Raw genomic sequence first — 15088 nt, 5'->3', positions numbered from 1 at the left:
CAGTGAGCCGCTCGATCACTTCATCCAGGGTTCTCAGCCCCCGCCACAACTTGCCGTCGGGACCGCGCCGATCGTAATAGCCGAGATACACGGCATCCCACATCGCGCCTTCCATCAGATGGCAATGCCCTTCCACAAGACCCGGCATCAGCACCTTGTCCTGAAACGTGTCGACGACCTCAGCCTCGCCCCACGCGCCGACCTCCTCCAGATTGCCGACCGAGAGAATTCTGCCGTCTCGCACGGCGACATGCGTGGCGTACGGCTGCGCCGGATTCATCGTCAGAATCTTTTTGGCGACGAAGACGGTGATGGGACCTCGTTCAATCGAATTCATAAGTAAGTAAGAGAGCTTTGTTTTAGGCCACCGGCCACATAGTCAAGACAGCGCATGCACGGCCTTGCGCTTGCCACCATAGTTCAGCACGGCGGTCACCGCGATATTGACCACGAGACACAGCAGGCCCAGGTTGAATCCGCCGAAATCGACATGGAACATATAAAGGATGATCGCGAGAATCTGGCCGGTCACAATGCCCGTGGCAATGGCGGCCGGTTTGACTCGAAGCGAAAACAGAATGACCATGACGCCCGGGAAAAACTGGGTCACGCCGTAGTACGCGGTATTGATCAGCGTGAGCATCAGATTCGGCGTCAGCAAGGTCATCACGATCGACACCAGCAGGTAGACCACGATCACCGTTTTTGCCGTGGCTTTCTGCTTGCTCTCGGGCATCTTCGGCAACAGATTGCGCGTCACGATCGGACCGATGGCGAGGCAGATTCCCGTCAGCACCAGCAGCCCCGACAGCGAGGCGCCGGCCGCGACCAGACCCAGCAACCAGCCCGGCAGCAAACGGATCGCCGCCGCGAAGAACGCTTCATTCGGCGAGGCAAGGTGCAGGTTCTGACTGATCGCATAGTACGAAGCAATCACCAGAAACGGATACATCAGCATGTACAGCGGCATGGCGACCTGCGTGCGGCGGATCGTGTTCGGACTGGCGGCCGTGAAGAAAACCTGCACGGCGAACGGCATCACGTAGAACCCTAACGACTGGAACAGCATGGTGCTCATCGAGAACGTCAGTTGACTCGCGTTCATGCTATTGCTGACGTGCAAGCTCGCGGCGTGAAAGACTTCCGTCACACCGGATTCCCACGAGACGGCGAGACCGGTGATCACAATCGCCGCGACCATCAGGATGTCTTTCAGGATCGCAATGTATGCGGAGGCCCGCACGCCTGAAATGGCGATGTAGGTAAAGGCCAGCACCGCGGAGATCAGAATCAGATAAAGCGGCTCGAAATTCCAGCCCAGCCCCTTGAATGCGGCCACGAGCCCCGTGAATTGCAACTCGCCCCAAGGCAACAAAAACAGGATCGCCGAGCCGGCGACGATCAACTCCAGCGGGCGGCTGCCGAAATGGCCTTTGAACAGATCGGGCAGCGTAATGGCGTTATAGCGTTTGCCGGCCTCCCAGATCTTCGGCCCAATGAAATAACCGACGGGGTACGCCAGCAGGATATAGCCGAGGAACCAGACCCCGTAAGTGGGCCCCTTCGCATAGATGCCGCCGGGAAAGCCGACCATCGTGCCGATGCTGTAGATCTCGCCCGCCGCCAGGAAAAAGACCAGATACGCGCCGAATTGCCGCGATGCGACAAAGAAGTCATGAACGCTTTGTGCACCACGCCCCTTTTTGGACCGTATCGCCAGATACAGCGAGAAGAGAATCAAACCGAGAAAGACAACGGTGGACATGCGGACTCTCCTGCTGCGTCAGTGGGTTTTCGGATGCGCATCGTCGGCGCGGCGATCGAACAGACGCCAGCACACCTGCAGGCACAGCGACGTCAGAATGAACCACGCGAAAATCCACGCATAAATGAACGGCACGCCCAGAACGAATCGATCGACCGACGCGACCCAGGGCAACAGGCCGATCACGCCGATATAGGGAATGCCGATCCCAATCAGGAACTTGAGCATGGAGTCTCCGTCTGCGTTTCGTGTTCGATGAAATCATCTCTGCCGATTCCGCCTGCGCTTCTATGACCGCGGCGAAGGGTGGCGGTCCGCCGCGAGCGGATAGGGCACGACGGCCATAGCAGACGATTTCAGTATCGGTGGCCGAAAATGCACCTGACTAGTACCAGCGACAATAATTCGCCTGGTCCACATGAAGTAACCGGCGCAAACCCACTTCGAAGCGCTGATCGGCTCGCCACGTATCGCGCCGCCGACGGCCGTCAACTTGACTCCCCGCAGATATGAAGGTAACCTACGAAGGTAACCTTCATATCTGCCGGTATGTCCAGCAACGACACTCAGCCCGCACGCCCCGACGATCCCGACGCGCTGCACGCAACGGCGGAAGACCTGCGCGTGCTCGTCGGCAAATTGCGCCGCCGGTTGCGCGAAGAAGCGCATGTGGGCGACTTCACGCCGTCGCAGGTCCAGGTTCTCAGCCTGCTCGAACGCGAAGGTCCCGCAACGGTCACAACGCTCGCGCGCATCCAGGGCATGCGTCCGCAATCCATGGGCGAGACGCTTTCGGTTCTGAAAGCTGCCGGGCTGGTGAGCGGCGCACCGGACCCGAACGACGGGCGGCAAACCGTTCTTTCCCTCACGCCGGCCTTCCGCAAAAAGGTCAAGGCAAGCCGCACGGCACGCGAAGACTGGCTATTCCGTACCATCCAGACGCGCTTCAGTGCCGCCGAACAGAAGCAGCTCGCGATTGGCATCGACTTGCTCAAACGCCTCATCGACTCGTAACTTCCAGGAAAAGCTCATGGCTCTCACCACGCTCGACGCAAAGACCGCCTTGGTCGTCATCGATTTGCAGCGGGGCATTGTTGCGCTGCCCACCGCCCACCCCACCGCCGAGGTCGTGAAACGCTCCGCCGCGCTGGCCGACGCGTTTCGCCGCCACGGCCTGCCGGTGGTGCTCGTCAATGTTGCGGGCGGCGCGCCGGGCCGCGCGGAACAAGCGCGCCACAGCGGCGATTTCCCAGCTGACTTTGCCGAACTCGTCCCTGAAGTGAATCAGCAGCCGTCGGATCATCGGGTCACCAAGCGCACCTGGGGCGCGTTCACCAACACGGATCTCGAAGCGTATCTGCGCAAGCAAGGCGTGACGCAAGTGGTGCTGGTCGGCGTGGCCACCAGCATCGGCGTCGAGTCCACCGCGCGTTTCGCACACGAACTCGGCTTCAACGTCAGCTTCGCCGTCGACGCGATGACGGACCTGAACGCCGATGCGCACACCAATAGCATCACGCGAATCTTCCCGCGTATGGGCGAAACGGGCACGACGCAGGACGTCCTCGACCTGCTCGAAAAATCGCGCGCATGAGTATCGGTTCGAAGCGCTGCGCAACGCGGATCGTCCACACCGGAACGTCCCGATGAGCGGCACATTCCGTTCGCTGCGCACGTTCAACTACCGGGTCTGGGCCAGCGGCGCGATCGTCTCCAACATCGGCACATGGATGCAGCGCACGGCGCAGGACTGGCTCGTGCTCACGGAACTCACGCATCACAATGCAACCTCGGTGGGCATTGTGATGTCGCTGCAGTTCGGGCCGCAAATGCTCCTGCTGCCGCTAACCGGCTATGCGGCCGATCATTTCGACCGTCGCAAGCTGCTGTTCGCCACGCAGGCCGCAATGGGCACCTTGGCGCTGTGCCTCGGGCTTCTGACGGTGACCGGCCTCGTGCGGTTATGGCAGGTCTATCTGTTTGCAGGCTTGCTCGGCTGTGTCACCGCGTTCGATTCACCGGCGCGTCAGACCTTTGTCTCCGACCTGGTGGGCGAAGCCGATCTGTCGAACGCGGTGGCGCTGAACTCCACCTCGTTCAACGCGGCGCGCATGATCGGACCCGCCGTCGCGGGGCTCCTGATCGCTTCCGTGGGCACCGGCTGGGTGTTTCTGATCAACGCGCTCTCTTTCGTCGCCGTGCTCGGTTCGCTGCGCATGCTGCGCGTCAGCGAACTGAATCTCAAGCCTCGTGCGGTGCGCACACGCGGCAGCTTCGTGGAAGGCTTCAAGTATGTGTGGACGCGCCCCGATCTGAAGGCCGCGCTGTTGATGCTGTTTCTGATCGGCGCCTTCGGGCTGAACTTCCCGATCTTCATCTCGACCATGTCGGTCACCGCCTTTCATGCGGGCGCAAGCCAATACGGCGTGTTGAGTTCGACCATGGCGATCGGTTCGGTGACCGGGGCGCTGCTGGCCGCGCGCAGAGCCAGGCCTCGCATGGCTATTCTGATCGTCGCGGCGGCACTTTTCGGAATGGGCTGTACGACCGCCTCGCTGATGCCGAACTATGTGCTGTTCGGGCTTGCGCTTGTCGTGATCGGCATATCGACGCAGACGTTCACCACGTCGACGAACAGTCTCGTGCAGATCTCCACCGACCCCGCCATGCGCGGCCGGGTGATTGCGATCCTGCTGGCCATCTCGCTAGGCACTACGCCGTTCGGCGCGCCGGTGGTGGGCTGGGTGGCGGATCGTTTTGGCCCGCGGTGGGCGCTCGGCGTCGGCGCCGCGTCTGGGTTCGCGGCGGCGCTCGTCGGCCTCGTCTATCTGATGAAGTATCGCCAGTTGCGCGTGTATCTCGAAGCGGGGCGCCTGCGCTACAGCATCGACGACCCGAGTCAGGCACCGGCTTATGTCAGCCCGGCAATTGCAGTGCAGAATGCCGTGCTGAGCGAGGCGGAAGAGGATTCTTCGGCTGGGGTTTGAGGGCTTACTTCGCGACCGGCATCGTGAATTCCGCGCCCTTCGCGATGCTATCCGGCCAGCGCTGCATGATGCTCTTGTAGCGCGTATAGAAACGCACGCCCTCTTCGCCGTACGCGTGGTGATCGCCGAACAGCGAGCGCTTCCAGCCGCCGAACGAGTGCCATGCCATCGGCACCGGAATCGGCACATTGATGCCGACCATGCCTACCTGAATCTGCCGGCCGAACGCGCGCGCCACGCCGCCATCCGACGTGAAGAGCGACACGCCGTTGCCGAATTCGTGCGCGTTGATCAGCTCGACCGCGCTCGCGAAGTCGGGCACGCGCACCACGGACAGCACCGGGCCGAAGATTTCTTCCTTGTAGATTTTCATCCCGGTGCCGACCTGGTCGAACAGCGACCCGCCGATGAAGAAACCCTCTTCATTCGCGACCGGATGCGCGCGGCCATCGACGACCAGTTTCGCGCCTTCCGCCACGCCCGAGTCGATATAACCGGCCACCTTCGCCTTGTGTTCGGCAGTCACCAACGGACCCATTTCGGCGTCGAGGTGTTCGCCGTTCTTGATCACCAGCGACTTGACGCGCGGCACTAAACGTTCGATCAATTCATCGGCGACATTGCCGACCGCCACCGCGACCGAGATCGCCATGCAACGCTCACCGGCCGACCCGTAGGCGGCGCCGATCAACGCGTCGACGGCCTGGTCCAGATCGGCGTCCGGCATCACCACCAGATGATTCTTCGCGCCGCCGAGCGCCTGCACGCGCTTGCCGCGTTTCGACGCTTCCGTATAGATGTATTCGGCGATCGGCGTGGAGCCGACAAACGACAGCGCCGCGACGTCCGGATGCTCGATCAGCGCATCCACGGCCACCTTGTCGCCGTTCACGACGTTGAAGACGCCATCCGGCAAACCGGCTTCCTTCAGCAGTTCGGCAATCCGCAGCGAAGCCGACGGGTCGCGCTCCGAAGGCTTCAGCACGAACGTGTTGCCGCACGCCAGCGCGACCGGGAACATCCACATCGGCACCATCACCGGGAAATTGAACGGCGTGATCCCCGCCACCACGCCCAGCGCCTGACGCAGATTCCAGTTGTCGATGCCGCCGCCGATCTGGTCGGTGAAATCGGTCTTCAGCAGGTTCGGGATGCCGCAGGCGAACTCGACCACTTCGATGCCGCGCACCACCTCGCCTTGCGCGTCCGTGAACACCTTGCCGTGTTCGCGGGTGATCAGCATCGCGAGCTCGTCGTGGTGCTGGTTCAGCAGTTCCTTGAACTTGAACAGAATGCGCGCGCGCTTGATCGGCGCGGTTTCGCTCCAGGCCGGGAAGGCAGCCTTGGCCGCCTTGACCGCCCCGTCCACTTCCTCGATGGAAGCCAGCGCGACCGCACCGGTCACCTGGCCGGTGGCGGGATTGAACACGTCCTTGACCCGGCCGCTCGTCGACACAACCGGCGCGCCGCTGATGTAATGACCCAACTGTTGCACCGAAAGCTTCGCTTGTTCGCTCACTGCATTCATTTCGTTACCTCGTGTACGGGATAGGCCGGAAGGATTGGCAGACTGTATCGACGGTGCTCGTCATATTCCCGATACAGCACAATAAAACCGCGCCTCACTGTATTGTTTTTCGCGTGGCAACTGTATTGGTTGGCGACGTCGTTGTTAGTAAGCCTTCAACGCCATTGCTCGGTCAATTCGTTGGCAAGCACCATCTTCTCGCGAACGAGTTCGGCAAAGGCGGCGTCCGCTCCGCTTTGCGCCTTGAGGAATTTCAGCGCCGCGGAGTGAACAGCTCGCATCGACCGGCCGTCGATCCCAGCCATGCGCGCCGCGCTGCGACGCGTTTCCTCGACCAGATCACGCGCGCTGCCAAAGTCGGGCGACAAGCCGCTCTGCGCCTGGAACTCGGCGCGCAACGCGGCCGCATAGTCGCGCGACTGCCCCAGGCGGTCGATGTCGATCATCAGATCCACGCCGTCCGCCATCCGCAGTACACAGAGAATCCATAACGCGACGAACGCGCGATACGCGTTGTTGCCTTCCGCCGTGCGCGCATAGTGCTCGCAAGCGATCGCATAGGCGTCGTCCGAAGTCGGCGCGACAGACGGCAAGCTCACACCGCAGATTTCGATAGCCTGCCGGACTACAGGCTCCGACTGATTCAGACCCAGCACGCGAAACGGTGCGGCCACGAAGAACGGATTGCTCCATTGCTGATTGAGCAACCACCCCGAGGCGAACTGCGAGGCGGGATTGCGCAGCACGCCCGCATGCATGACTTGCGGGAATGCGTGCTTGAGCCACGGCAAGCGGCCCGACGAACGGCAAAACTTGAACACGGGTACGCTGCCGTGGCCGGTAGTGCGCTCGCACAGGTTGGCCAGATAGGCCTGCAACGCAGGAAATTCCGCGTCGGGTGTATGGAAGAAGCGGTCCGTGCCGAAACGCTTCCGGTACCCATCTACGCCGCGCACACCCTCCTGCAGAAACGGCCGGTACTCTTCGAAGTACGGCGCGGCGAGCGGCGGATGTCCCGAGGTCAGCGTGGGACGGGACGCGGCGATGTCGGCGAGACTCAGATCGGCGAGCACGTTGCTGAGCGGTTCATAGAAGCCGGTCACGGAATCGAGTGCGCGCAGACGCGACCAGATCCAGGTTCCGGCGCTGCGCCAGCCCGTGTGCAGAAATACCCCCTGTTTCAGGGCACGTTGCGCCGAGCCTTCGGCTGAACGGGAAGCTGGATCATTCGACATGTGGGTCGATCCGCCAGGGGTGCCCGACGGATCGTTCGATGGTCCCTGTGACAACGGCATTGGACTTCTCTTCAAATGGAAGCGACAACGAATTGATGGACGGCCGGCGCGGCCTGCCGCCACCCTGCTCAAGCGCCCATTCTAGCGGCTCTGGCTTTTACCCGCGGATGCGCCGCTACCCGTGCGCACTGGAACCTCGCATCCAAACGCTTTAAGCTGCCAGACTCACGAACTCAAGAGTTGCCGCCGTGAACGACTCGGCCGATATCCGGTTTCTGTGACCATCCGCGCAAGTGGACTTTGGCTGAACGCCGCGCTCCGGTATCACGCCGGAACAGGACACGCTGCTCGAAGTCGGCCGGGTGCTGCATGAGAATGGCGTCAAGGTGGGCGGCGTGATTGTCGACGACATCGAACAGCGCTTTCCGATCGGCATGAAGCTGCGCATTCTGCCCAATCACGCCTGCGCAACCGGTGCGCAGTTTCCCGAGTATCACGCCGTTTCGGCGGATGGCAGCAGCGTCGAATGGAGACGTTTTCAGGGCTGGTGAAAGATCACCTCGCCATCCGCTCAACGCGAATGGGCGGCCAGGTCACTCGTCCTCTTCTTCAAGGCCCGCCAGCAGATCGTCGACCGCGCGATACACGCGTTCGACGATTTCCGGGCCCACCTTGCGCTCCAGCTCGCGATAGTGCGCCTCGAGATCCTTCGAGATCACACGCACCAGGTCCACACTCGTATCGGTCAGCGACACCAGCACCCGGCGCTGGTCTTCCGCGAAACGCTCCTTTGTCACCAGTTCCATGCTCTCCATGCGCGCGAGCACCCCGGCCATGCTCGGGCTCGAAATAGTGCAAATATCGGAGATGTGGCGCGGCTCCATCGGGCCGTGTTCGTTGAGAGCCCGAATCACACGCCATTGCTGTTCGGTCAGCCCATGCGCGGTAATCAACGGGCGGAAACGCTCCATCATTTTTTCTCTGGCGCGCAGCAAAAGCATCGGCAGGTTGCGGTGCAAAACTCGGGTAGAAGCGGAAGCGGACATAGCGAATAAGTTAAAAGCAGCCGTCGAAACTTAAGGGAAAACCCGCAATCAGCCGACAGGCTATTGACCGTGGATGATATCAAGCGCAATACTACTAATATGTTAGTGTTTTCTCCGAGAGACAGCTAATTTATGTTTGCACTTGCCGATCACCTGCTGCATCCCGAAGGCGACACGCTGCCTCGCGACGTGGATGCGAGCACCGCAGCCGCGTTGCTCGCGCGCGGCGTGGCCTGCCGCGCGCCGGTTTCGGGCGCCGTCTATGGAACCTTGCTGAACGACCGCGCCGCGCTGGAAGCACTGGGCGACGCGGTGCATGCCGCGCCTTACAAGGCCCCGCCGATAGCACCGATTCTTTATGTGAAGCCACGCAACACGTTCGCCGGCCATCGCGCGCGCGTCGTCGTGCCTGACAATGCGTTGGGCGTGGAAGTCGGCGCTTCATTGGGTATCGTGATTGGCCGCACTGCAACACGGGTCAGCGTGAGCGAGGCATTCGACTACATCGCCGGCTACACGCCGGTCGCTGATCTAAGCGTGCCGCACACGAGCGTGTACAGACCCTCGGTGCGATTCCGGGCGCGCGACGGGTTTTGTGTGATCGGACCGGCGGTGCTTGCCGCGCGTCATATTGCGGCGCCAGACAATCTGACGATCGAGGTTGCGCTCAAAGGACGTGAAGCCATTGCTTTTACTGCCGGTACTGCGTCGTCGATCCGCGGTGTCGCCCAACTGATTGCGGACGTCACTGATTTCATGACACTGAGCGCCGGTGACGTCATTACGCTGGGCGTGCCGCATGGTTCACCGGTCGCTCATATCGGCGACACGGCCACGCTATCGATTGGTGACATGCCGCCGCTCGAAGTGTCGTTTGTCGATGCGCAAGAACACAATGGAGAACAGCCATGATGCGCGGCCGTGTTGCGTATGCAGGCGCGATTCACGAAGCCTATCCGGACGCCCGGGGCGTGCGTCTCGCCGACGGCCGCGTACGTCGTGAAGACGAAGTGGTGTGGCTCGCGCCAATCGAGGTCGGCACGATCTTCGCGCTCGGCTTGAACTACGCCGAGCATGCCAAGGAATTGCAGTTCAACAAGCAGGAAGAACCGCTGGTCTTTATCAAAGGCCCGGGCGCGGTGATCGGCCACCGCGGCTTCACGCGCCGCCCTGCCGACGTCACCTTCATGCACTACGAGTGCGAACTGGCTGTCGTGATCGGGCAAACCGCGCAGAACGTCAAACGCGAAAACGCCATGCAGCACGTGGCCGGCTACATGATCGGCAACGACTACGCGATTCGCGACTACCTCGAAAACTATTACCGTCCCAACCTGCGCGTGAAGAACCGCGACGGCGGCACGGTGCTCGGCCCCTGGTTTGTCGATGCAGCCGACGTCGAAGACGTGACGCAACTCGAATTGCGCACGTTCGTGAACGGCACGCGGCAGCAACACGGCAACACGCGCGATCTCGTCACGGATATCCCGGCGTTGATCGAATATCTCAGCGGCTTCATGACCCTCGCACCCGGCGACGTGATCCTGACCGGCACGCCGGAAGGCATCGTCAACGTCAATGCGGGCGACGAAGTGGTTTGCGAAATCGACGGGTTGGGCCGTCAGGTCAACACGATTGCATCCGACGCGGACTTCGGCCGCGCCTGATTGATTGCTTTGCAGGAAAGGACAACACAATGCGAATCGAACATCTGATCAACGGCAAATCGGGCGCCGCGAAAGACTACTTCGAAACCGTCAATCCGGCGACGCAAGAAGTACTCGCCGAAGTCGCCCGCGGCGGGGCGGAAGAAGTCGACGCCGCCGTGCGCGCGGCCAAAGAGGCGTTCCCGGCCTGGGCGGGCAAGCCGGCCGCGGAACGCGCGAAAATCATTCGCAAGCTCGGCGAGTTGATCGGGAAGAATGTGCCGGAAATCTCGGAGACCGAGACGAAGGACACCGGCCAGACGATCTCGCAGACGCGCAAGCAACTCGTGCCGCGCGCCGCCGACAACTTCAGCTATTTCGCGGAAATGTGCACGCGTGTCGACGGTCATACCTACCCGACCGACACGCATCTGAACTACACGCTGTTCCATCCGGTCGGCGTGTGCGCGCTGATCTCGCCGTGGAACGTACCGTTCATGACGGCCACGTGGAAAGTCGCCCCGTGCCTCGCGTTCGGCAACACCGCCGTGTTGAAGATGAGCGAACTGTCGCCGCTCACCGCATCGATGCTCGGCAATCTCGCGCTCGAAGCAGGGATTCCCGCCGGCGTGCTGAACGTCGTGCACGGCTTCGGCAAAGACACTGGCGAGCCGCTGGTGGCACACCCGGATGTGCATGCTGTGTCGTTCACCGGTTCGACGGCAACCGGCAACCGCATCGTGCAAACCGCGGGTCTGAAGAAGTTTTCCATGGAACTGGGTGGCAAGTCGCCGTTCGTGATTTTCGACGACGCCGATTTCGAACGCGCCCTCGACGCCGCTGTGTTCATGATCTTCTCGAACAACGGTGAACGCTGCACGGCGGGTTCGCGCATTCTGGTGCAACGTTCGATTTACGCGCGCTTTGCCGAGCGTTTCATCGAACGCGCAAAACGTTTGACGGTGGGCGATCCGTTGGCCGACAGCACGATCGTCGGCCCGATGATCAGCCAGGCGCATCTGGCCAAGGTACGCAGCTATATCGAACTGGGTCCGAAAGAAGGCGCCACGCTCGCCTGCGGCGGACTCGATACGCCCGACCTGCCCGACGCCATGCGCAAAGGCAATTTCGTGACGCCGACGGTGTTCGTCGACGTCGACAATCGCATGCGGATCGCGCAGGAAGAGATCTTCGGCCCGGTCGCCTGCCTGATTCCGTTCGACGACGAAGCCGACGCGATCAAACTCGCCAACGATATCTCCTACGGCTTGTCGAGCTACATCTGGACCGAGAGCAGCGGCCGCGCGCTGCGTATCGCGGCGGCCGTCGAAGCGGGCATGTGCTTCGTCAATAGCCAGAACGTGCGCGATCTGCGCCAGCCGTTCGGCGGTACGAAGGCATCGGGCGTGGGCCGCGAAGGCGGCACCTGGAGCTACGAAGTGTTCCTCGAGCCGAAGAACGTGTGCGTATCGCTCGGCTCGCATCACATCCCGCGCTGGGGCGTTTGAGGCGCTTTCGCATGGAGCGGCGTGCGCGAGTGCGAATGCAAAATCAGGCCTCGCGCCACACAGAATAGGAGACCGCGATGGGTAAGCTCGCGTTGGCAGCAAAAGTCACTCACGTCCCGTCGTTATATTTGTCCGAACTCGACGGTCCGCACAAGGGTTGCCGTCAGCCCGCCATCGACGGCCATCATGAAATCGGCCGCCGTTGCCGCGAATTGGGTGTCGACACGATCGTCGTATTCGACGTGCATTGGCTGGTGAACAGCGAGTACCACATCAATTGCGCGCCGAAGTTCGAAGGCGTCTATACGAGCAACGAACTACCGCACTTCATCAAGAACATGCCGTATGCGTATCCCGGCAATGTCGGGCTCGGCGATCTGATCGCGCAAGTCGCCAACGAAATGGGCGTGAAGAGCCGCGCGCACAGCGAAACCACGCTCGAGCTCGAGTATGGCACGCTCGTTCCGATGCGCTATATGAATAGCGATCAGCACTTCAAGACCGTGTCGGTAGCGGGCTGGTGCATGTGGCACGACCTCGAAACCAGCGCGCGCTTCGGCCTCGCGGTACGCAAGGCAATCGAGGACCATTACGACGGCACCGTGGCGATTCTGGCGAGCGGTTCGTTGAGCCACCACTTCGCTAACAACGGCACCGCCGAGCAATTCATGCACAAGGTGTGGAGCCCGTTTCTCGAACAGATCGACCGCAAGGTGGTCGAGTTGTGGGAAGCAGGCGACTGGAAAACCTTCTGCGAGATGTTGCCGCTCTATAACGAGAAGTGCTGGGGCGAAGGCGGCATGCACGACACTGCGATGCTGCTTGGCGCGCTCGGTTGGGATCGCTACGACGGCAAGGTGGAAGTCGTCACGCCGTATTTCGGCAGTTCGGGCACCGGCCAGATCAATGCGATCTTCCCTGTGACGCCCCTGCCCGCTTAAGTCCTGAGAAAGGAGCCTACCGTGCCGCATTTGACACTCGAATACAGCGCCAACCTTGCCGGCGAAGAAAGCCTTGGGCGGCTTTGCAAATCGCTCGCTGATTGTCTCGACGCACAGCGCGAGAATGAACAGCGTCTTTATCCGCCTGGCGGCATCCGTGTGCGCGCGTTGCGTTGCGAGCAGTACTGCATTGCCGATGGCAGAGCCGACGCCGCGTTTCTGCACGCGAACCTGAAGATCGGCGCGGGTCGTTCGGAAGCCGCAAAAAAAGCGACCGGCGACGCGTTGTTCGAACTGATCAAACAGCACTTCGCCGCCGAGTTTGAGAAGCACGGCCTCGCGTTATCGCTGGAGATCAACGAATTCAGTGAGGCTGGCACGTGGAAGCACAACAATCTGCACGCGCGGCTGAAAGCCTGATCCCAGATCCAATGCCCGGGGCCTGGTAGCCCGGCCTCGAAGCGGCTTATAGAGAATCCATCATGCTAGACGAACAGACTATCCGCGATCTCGCGGCGCAACTCGACCACGCCGAGAAAACGCGCACGCAATTGCGTCATTTCTCTGCCAAGTATCCCGAGATGACCGTACAGGACGGTTACGCAATTCAGCGCGAGTGGGTGAAACTCAAACTCGCCGAGGGCCATGTGATCAAAGGCCGCAAGATTGGCCTGACCTCGCGTGCCATGCAGCGTTCCTCGCAGATCGACGAACCGGACTATGCGCCGCTGCTCGACAGCATGTTTATTGAAAACGGCCAGGACATTCGTGCCGACCGCTTTATCGCCCCGCGCGTGGAAGTCGAACTGGCCTTTGTATTGAGCAAGCCCTTGAAGGGTCCGGGCATTACGCTATTCGACGTTCTGGACGCCACCGCCTACGTGACCCCTGCCGTGGAGATTATCGACGCGCGCATCGAGCAATTCGACCGCGAGACGAAGGCGCCGCGCAAGGTCTACGACACGATCTCGGACTTTGCGGCCAACGCGGGCATTGTGCTGGGCGGCCGGCCGGTGCGTCCGATGGACGTCGATCTTCGCTGGGTGGGTGCGTTGCTTTACAAGAACGGTGCGGTGGAAGAAAGTGGACTTGCCGCGGCGGTGCTGAATCATCCGGCGACGGGCGTCGCATGGCTTGCCAACAAGATTGCTCCGTATGACGAAGTATTGAACGCGAACGACGTGATTCTGAGCGGTTCGTTCACGAGCCCGATCCCGGCGCGAGCGGGCGACACGTTCCACATCGACTATGGTCCGCTGGGCGGTATTGGTTTGAATTTCATTTGAGTGTTCCGACATGTCTCTTCCGCAAAACACATTCAAGCGTGCATTGGCTCAGGGCACACCGCAGTTCGGCTTATGGGCGGCGCTGGCCGATGCCTACGTCACCGAGTTGCTGGCCACGGCCGGTTTCGATTGGTTGTTGATCGACAACGAGCACGCCCCGAACGATGTCCGCAGCACGCTGGCGCAATTGCAGGCGGTGGCTGCGTATGCATCGCATCCGGTGGTGCGTCCGGTGCGCAGCGATAGCGCGTTGATCAAGCAATTGCTCGACATCGGCGCACAGACTTTATTGTTGCCGATGATGGATACCGCCGAGCAGGCGGCTGAGGCGGTCGCGGCGACGCGTTACCCACCGCAGGGCATTCGCGGTGTCGGTAGTGCGCTCGCGCGGGCATCGCGGTGGAATCGGATACCGGACTATTTGACGACGGCGGCTGATGAGTTGTGTGTGTTGGTGCAGGTGGAAACCGTACAGGGTCTGGACAATCTTTCGGCGATTACGGCGGTGGAAGGCATTGATGGTGTGTTTTTTGGTCCGGCAGATTTGAGTGCGTCGATGGGGTTGCTGGGTAAGCCAGGAGACGCCAGCGTACGGGAAGCGATATGCAAAGGCATCAAGACAGTACGGGATGCGGGCAAGGCGGCAGGCGTGCTGGCGCCGGATGCGGGAATTGCCGCGGAGTATCTCGCGGCGGGCGCGACGTTTGTGGCGGTGGGGACGGATACAGGGTTGTTGAGCCGCGCCGCGGCGGAGTTGGCTTCTTCTTACAAGAAGAGTGCTAGGGCGGTGGGGACTGGTAAGGGTGGGTATTAAGGAAGCGGTTTGGCCTGTTCGGCGCTGGGTTGTTGTCTGTGTACGGGGTTGTTGCCTGCGCGGCACTTGTTCGTTTTGCTTACCTATTGCGGTGGGCTTTTCTTGATCCTGGTTTTTGGTCTTTTCGTTGAACTGGCTTTATTGGCCTTTTCTTGATTTCTTAGTGGTCTATTAGTGTTGCCCCTGTGCGGGGCGGCACTTACTTTCTTTGCCGCCGCCGGTGTGTGTCAAGGTAGTTGTCGCGTGAACCGTTACGCTGCGTGCTTATACATTTGGGCCGAGGGCTGGGTTCGCTCCGGGTTCAGATACACTGAATCTGCCAGTTGCCAGTT

General features: G+C 61.2%; 15 protein-coding genes and 2 pseudogenes. 11 read left to right on the top strand and 6 right to left on the bottom strand.

Annotated elements, in window-relative coordinates; translation table 11 throughout:
• From QOC89_RS24890 to QOC89_RS24880, 3 genes and pseudogenes are all read right to left on the bottom strand, one after another.
• Positions 1-337, bottom strand: a pseudogene (locus tag QOC89_RS24890) (amidohydrolase); the annotation flags it as partial.
• Between the two features lie 42 nt (positions 338-379).
• Positions 380-1765 carry a sodium:solute symporter family protein gene (locus tag QOC89_RS24885; RefSeq protein WP_323047444.1) on the bottom strand — a complete coding sequence of 462 codons (1386 nt, stop codon included), beginning with the start codon at positions 1763-1765 and terminating at the stop codon, positions 380-382.
• Between the two features lie 18 nt (positions 1766-1783).
• On the bottom strand, positions 1784-1993 hold the full coding sequence (locus QOC89_RS24880; protein ID WP_179738052.1) for a DUF3311 domain-containing protein: 210 nt from the start codon (positions 1991-1993) through the stop codon (positions 1784-1786).
• Between the two features lie 321 nt (positions 1994-2314).
• On the opposite strand from QOC89_RS24880, the gene QOC89_RS24875 reads away from it, so the two are divergent.
• From QOC89_RS24875 to QOC89_RS24865, 3 genes are read left to right on the top strand one after another with little or no spacing between them, the layout of a single operon-like run.
• Positions 2315-2779: a MarR family winged helix-turn-helix transcriptional regulator gene (locus QOC89_RS24875; RefSeq protein WP_323047443.1), complete on the top strand. Its 465-nt coding sequence runs from the start codon at positions 2315-2317 to the stop codon at positions 2777-2779.
• Between the two features lie 16 nt (positions 2780-2795).
• A complete protein-coding gene (locus QOC89_RS24870; protein ID WP_323047442.1) occupies positions 2796-3359 on the top strand; it encodes an isochorismatase family protein in 564 nt (187 codons plus the stop codon).
• Between the two features lie 52 nt (positions 3360-3411).
• On the top strand, positions 3412-4752 hold the full coding sequence (locus QOC89_RS24865) for an MFS transporter (RefSeq protein WP_323047441.1): 1341 nt from the start codon (positions 3412-3414) through the stop codon (positions 4750-4752).
• Between the two features lie 4 nt (positions 4753-4756).
• On the opposite strand, the gene QOC89_RS24860 is transcribed toward QOC89_RS24865, so the two are convergent.
• Both QOC89_RS24860 and QOC89_RS24855 read right to left on the bottom strand, forming a co-directional pair.
• On the bottom strand, positions 4757-6280 hold the full coding sequence (locus QOC89_RS24860; RefSeq protein ID WP_323047440.1) for a CoA-acylating methylmalonate-semialdehyde dehydrogenase: 1524 nt from the start codon (positions 6278-6280) through the stop codon (positions 4757-4759).
• A gap of 155 nt (positions 6281-6435) precedes the next feature.
• A complete protein-coding gene (locus QOC89_RS24855) occupies positions 6436-7515 on the bottom strand; it encodes a hypothetical protein (RefSeq protein WP_323047439.1) in 1080 nt (359 codons plus the stop codon).
• A 404-nt stretch (positions 7516-7919) separates the two neighbouring features.
• Here QOC89_RS24855 and QOC89_RS24850 point away from each other — a divergent pair.
• Positions 7920-8066: pseudogene (locus tag QOC89_RS24850) on the top strand (DSD1 family PLP-dependent enzyme); the annotation flags it as partial.
• Positions 8067-8108: 42 nt separating this feature from the next.
• Here the strand turns inward: QOC89_RS24850 and hpaR are convergent.
• A complete protein-coding gene (hpaR, locus tag QOC89_RS24845; RefSeq protein ID WP_169488206.1) occupies positions 8109-8516 on the bottom strand; it encodes a homoprotocatechuate degradation operon regulator HpaR in 408 nt (135 codons plus the stop codon).
• Between the two features lie 177 nt (positions 8517-8693).
• Here hpaR and QOC89_RS24840 point away from each other — a divergent pair, with 177 nt between their 5' ends.
• From QOC89_RS24840 to hpaI, 7 genes are all read left to right on the top strand, one after another.
• Positions 8694-9473: a fumarylacetoacetate hydrolase family protein gene (locus QOC89_RS24840; protein WP_323047438.1), complete on the top strand. Its 780-nt coding sequence runs from the start codon at positions 8694-8696 to the stop codon at positions 9471-9473.
• Positions 9470-10228: a fumarylacetoacetate hydrolase family protein gene (locus QOC89_RS24835; RefSeq protein WP_323047437.1), complete on the top strand. Its 759-nt coding sequence runs from the start codon at positions 9470-9472 to the stop codon at positions 10226-10228. Before QOC89_RS24840 ends, QOC89_RS24835 begins: the two co-directional genes overlap by 4 nt.
• Before the next feature lie 29 nt (positions 10229-10257).
• Positions 10258-11715 (top strand): 5-carboxymethyl-2-hydroxymuconate semialdehyde dehydrogenase, encoded by a 1458-nt coding sequence (gene hpaE, locus QOC89_RS24830; protein WP_323047436.1) that lies wholly within the window; start codon positions 10258-10260, stop codon positions 11713-11715.
• 77 nt (positions 11716-11792) lie between these two features.
• Positions 11793-12656, top strand: a complete 864-nt coding sequence (gene hpaD / locus QOC89_RS24825; protein WP_323047435.1) for a 3,4-dihydroxyphenylacetate 2,3-dioxygenase — start codon at positions 11793-11795, stop codon at positions 12654-12656.
• A 21-nt stretch (positions 12657-12677) separates the two neighbouring features.
• Entirely contained in the window at positions 12678-13076 is a 399-nt protein-coding gene (locus QOC89_RS24820) for a 5-carboxymethyl-2-hydroxymuconate Delta-isomerase (RefSeq protein WP_323047434.1), read from the top strand.
• Between the two features lie 62 nt (positions 13077-13138).
• On the top strand, positions 13139-13942 hold the full coding sequence (gene hpaH / locus QOC89_RS24815; protein WP_323047433.1) for a 2-oxo-hept-4-ene-1,7-dioate hydratase: 804 nt from the start codon (positions 13139-13141) through the stop codon (positions 13940-13942).
• A 10-nt stretch (positions 13943-13952) separates the two neighbouring features.
• A complete protein-coding gene (gene hpaI, locus QOC89_RS24810; RefSeq protein WP_323047432.1) occupies positions 13953-14756 on the top strand; it encodes a 4-hydroxy-2-oxoheptanedioate aldolase in 804 nt (267 codons plus the stop codon).
• Positions 14757-15088 lie beyond the last annotated feature (332 nt).

The sequence above is a fragment of the Paraburkholderia sp. genome (genome assembly GCF_034668105.1).
In the GTDB taxonomy this organism is placed as follows: domain Bacteria; phylum Pseudomonadota; class Gammaproteobacteria; order Burkholderiales; family Burkholderiaceae; genus Paraburkholderia.
The sequence above is the reverse complement of the archived record's forward strand: the minus strand, read 5'-3'. Positions and strand labels throughout refer to the sequence as shown.